Here is a 3230-nt window from a genome sequence, read left to right as displayed (position 1 = left end):
AGCTCTAGATGGTGTGCCAATTAACTTAGACTCGATGACGGTTGAAGTGTCCATGGAGTTTAAAGACCAGGACATGAGTGGGCAGTCTTCTGGTACCGATGTGGCAGAGCAAGGTGACAAAGGCAAAAAGCTTACCTTTAGTGGTCGTGTTCCATTCATTCGTATAGACACACTGACCCAACTTTATGCGTTTGCTTCGGACAAAGATGAGGCGAATGCTAGACGTATTTATCGAATCGGCAATGACATTGCGCTCGCACTTAAAATTCGCAATGTGAAGTTCACTGGGCGTATTCAAGCAAGAGAACATGAAACTCTACAGGCCTGGAATGTATCTTTTGAGCTTCGGGAGTACAACAGTGTCGCCGAGCAAAAAGAGCAGCGGATTAAAGCGCAAAGCAAGCCAGAGCAGCGAGAGAATACTCGCTTGAAACAGGCACTCATCACCGCAGAGGAGGCGACTCAATGAAGTTAGAGAAGCGCTTGTATATAAGCGGCGAAGAAGTCAAATTGGCAAGTAACATGGTGAGCTTAAAGCTTTCTTTGGGTAGTGCGGCCATCTTTGAAATTGAAGCTACACAACCCTTGAAATTATTCGAGCCGGTGCGTTTTGATATTGGATATGAAAACAAAACGTCGCCTTGGTTTGAGGGCTATGTTGATAAAATCCAATCTACAGTCAATGGCTACCAAAAAGTCACAGTAAAAGAACTGACAGGTATTTTGAGTAAACGTTGGTCTCTCAGTTTAGAGCATCCAAATGCCGAGCAAGTTATTGATGCGCTCTCTCACCTTACTGGTCTCGAGTTTAATCTACCTAATAAAGAATACATGAAGACCGCGATCCCAAACTTTGTTTGCCAGGGAACGGGTTATCAATGTTTAGATCAGGTCGCTAAGGCTTTTTCTATTCCTGACTGTGTGTGGTTTCAACATACTGACCAGGTGGTTTATTTTGGCTCCTATCAAGATAGCCATTTCAACGACAAACCAATGCCATTACCTGAAGAGTTTACGAGTCGCCAAAATGGTAACAGTGCCACCTTTGTTCCGTTTCCTATGCTTAGACCAGGTCGTGTTGTGAATGGTAAGCGAGTCAATCGGGTTGACTTAATACAGGATGATATGACGGCGTATTGGAAAGCTGAGCAGTCTGAAGTCATACCTAAAATGCGAGAAACACTACAGCATTTTCCTGAATTAACAGCAGGCTTTCACTTGCCAAAGTTCGGGCGAGTCGAAATGGTCAGAGACAGTGCGACGGCGGGTAAAGTATCTGACCCATTTCGGCCAAGACTCTCTGTTGATGTGCAAGTTCTAGATGAGAACTTGCAACCAGATAGTAACGTACCGGTTTATCGCTCGATTCCACTGCCGGTTAACATGAGCGGACATGAGTCCGGATTGTTAGCGTATCCATTAGAAGGAACATTGGTTGAAATTGCTTTCGCTTATGGTCGAAGCGATAGGCCCATCATACGTGGCGTTTATGGACGTGAATATGCGCTTCCCTCAATAGAGCCTGGTGAACAACTACAACAACAACGTGAAGAAGTGAGTTATCGAGTCGATGCCGCAGGAAATACAACACTACAGACTGACCAAACTCAAAATCAGAGAGCGTTTGGTAAGTTAGACCAATTTGAACGGTATAAAGGTGAGTTTGGCCAGCATCAGCTTTTTGTAAATGAGCACAGTACTGAAGAAGTGAATGGTAAGAAGCTTATTGAAGCGCTTGGCGCTATTAATTTGTTGTCAGGAGATGATCTGGTGTTAGGAAGCTTGGGTAACATGCAAACGGCTACCGCTGGCGAACTGATTGAGACCATCGGAAAATTTCGCCGAAGTATTGCCGCTGAGCACCAATGGCTTCAATCACCTAAGACTTGGATAGGCTCTAAGCAAGAGAATGTGTTGATTCTTTTATCGGAGCTAATGCAGGTGGTTAAAGAATTGGCCGACACTTTAGCAACGCATACACATAGCGGTGTAGCACCAGGACGAGCAAGCACCAAAACACCAGTCCAAGCGAATGATATTGTTGGCCATGGGGAGGCTAGTATGAAATTGAAGGGAAGACTCGAACCGATAACACAAACAAGCTAGTTGCCCAACGGGTGGGGGATAACTCACTTGGACTTTAATGTTGATAGCTTAAACAATGGTTATCCATATATTAATTAGGCTTATTACCTTCTTATGCCATGTTTTTGATAGACAAAATAACCATTTTGTAGGGAGATTCGCTGGAATACTCCATTAAGAATAATAACTGTTTGAAATTATTGTTATTCTCTTTCCTATTTTTGTATTTAAAGAACCATTAAGTAGGGGAAAGGGGATGACAATCAGTACTCTAGTAGCTGCAGCATTTGTAGTGGTGGGTTTGTATCTCGCTTTTAAAAAAAGCACTCAAAATAAGAAGATCTATAAAATGTTTGAGGACTGGAATTGGTGGGTAGAAATTGTCAACGAAGACCACAAACCTTGGCTCTCTGGTAAGGTGGTTAGAAAATCGAAAAATTACCAGTTTGCTATCGTTGGTTGCTTGAAGAGAGATAGTTTAGATACGGAGTTATTGAATAATCTAGAAACTAAGTTTGGGGCATTGCCGGACTTTGTACCTTGCCAGTGTCTCATTCTAGACGCTTCAACGCTTGTGCTTGGGGGAGTCGAAGATGATAAAAAAGTTGCTGAGCTTTACCACTGTATCCCAACTAAACAATCAAGTTGCGTGAAGCTAGTTATTCAAGATTCAACCATTGTTCTTCCCGAAGACGATGAAGATCTGAACCAATTTGAGCTGCTATGGAGCTGCTCTGAAATGCAGTCCGTAGGACAAGGTGATGATGAAAGCAAGTTTAAGGCATATTAGCACACATAAAGAACTTGATTTTCACACAATCAACGCAGCCATACGGCTGCGTTTTTTTATGTTGGCCTCAAACTAAAGCTACAAGTCATATGGCGATGAACGGTTATGAACTCACGGGACACACTGAGCGGATGACAAAATCCGCACTCTCCTCACCCGCCTGCGAGGTTTTTCGATCAGTTTTTTTTCAGTTTTTGTGTACTGAAATTTAGTGGGGAGAGTTCCTAGAGTGTCTCATGGGAAACCATATATATAGCGGGGCTTGCGAGAGTATAGAGCTACTTAGAGCCTAGACTGAGAATGTTTTGAAAATTTCAAAGATTGAAAATATTTTCAGTAAATTCCAATTTTAATG

3 protein-coding genes are annotated in these 3230 nt (G+C 42.8%); all 3 read left to right on the top strand.

All coding sequences use genetic code 11. The features are described 5' to 3' along the window. The coding region (locus tag IQR33_RS13480; protein WP_193843766.1) for a DNA-binding protein at positions 1-469 on the top strand (469 nt) is incomplete at its 5' end. Next, positions 466-2106: a hypothetical protein gene (locus tag IQR33_RS13475; protein ID WP_193837608.1), complete on the top strand. Its 1641-nt coding sequence runs from the start codon at positions 466-468 to the stop codon at positions 2104-2106. The genes IQR33_RS13480 and IQR33_RS13475, both read left to right, overlap by 4 nt. A gap of 235 nt (positions 2107-2341) precedes the next feature. Then, positions 2342-2875 (top strand): hypothetical protein, encoded by a 534-nt coding sequence (locus IQR33_RS13470; protein ID WP_193837607.1) that lies wholly within the window; start codon positions 2342-2344, stop codon positions 2873-2875. The last annotated feature ends 355 nt before the right edge of the window (positions 2876-3230 follow it).

Source organism: Vibrio sp. OPT46, assembly GCF_015163535.1.
Classification (GTDB): domain Bacteria; phylum Pseudomonadota; class Gammaproteobacteria; order Enterobacterales; family Vibrionaceae; genus Vibrio; species Vibrio alginolyticus.
Note: the sequence above shows the minus strand (reverse complement) of the source record. Positions and strands in the feature narration are given on the sequence as shown.

Bases quoted from the DNA above. Each gene is read 5' to 3' on its own strand.
- IQR33_RS13475 (WP_193837608.1), top strand. From the start codon at position 466: ATGAAGTTAGAGAAGCGCTTGTATATAAGCGGCGAAGAAGTCAAATTG.
- IQR33_RS13470 (WP_193837607.1), top strand. From the start codon at position 2,342: ATGACAATCAGTACTCTAGTAGCTGCAGCATTTGTAGTGGTGGGTTTG.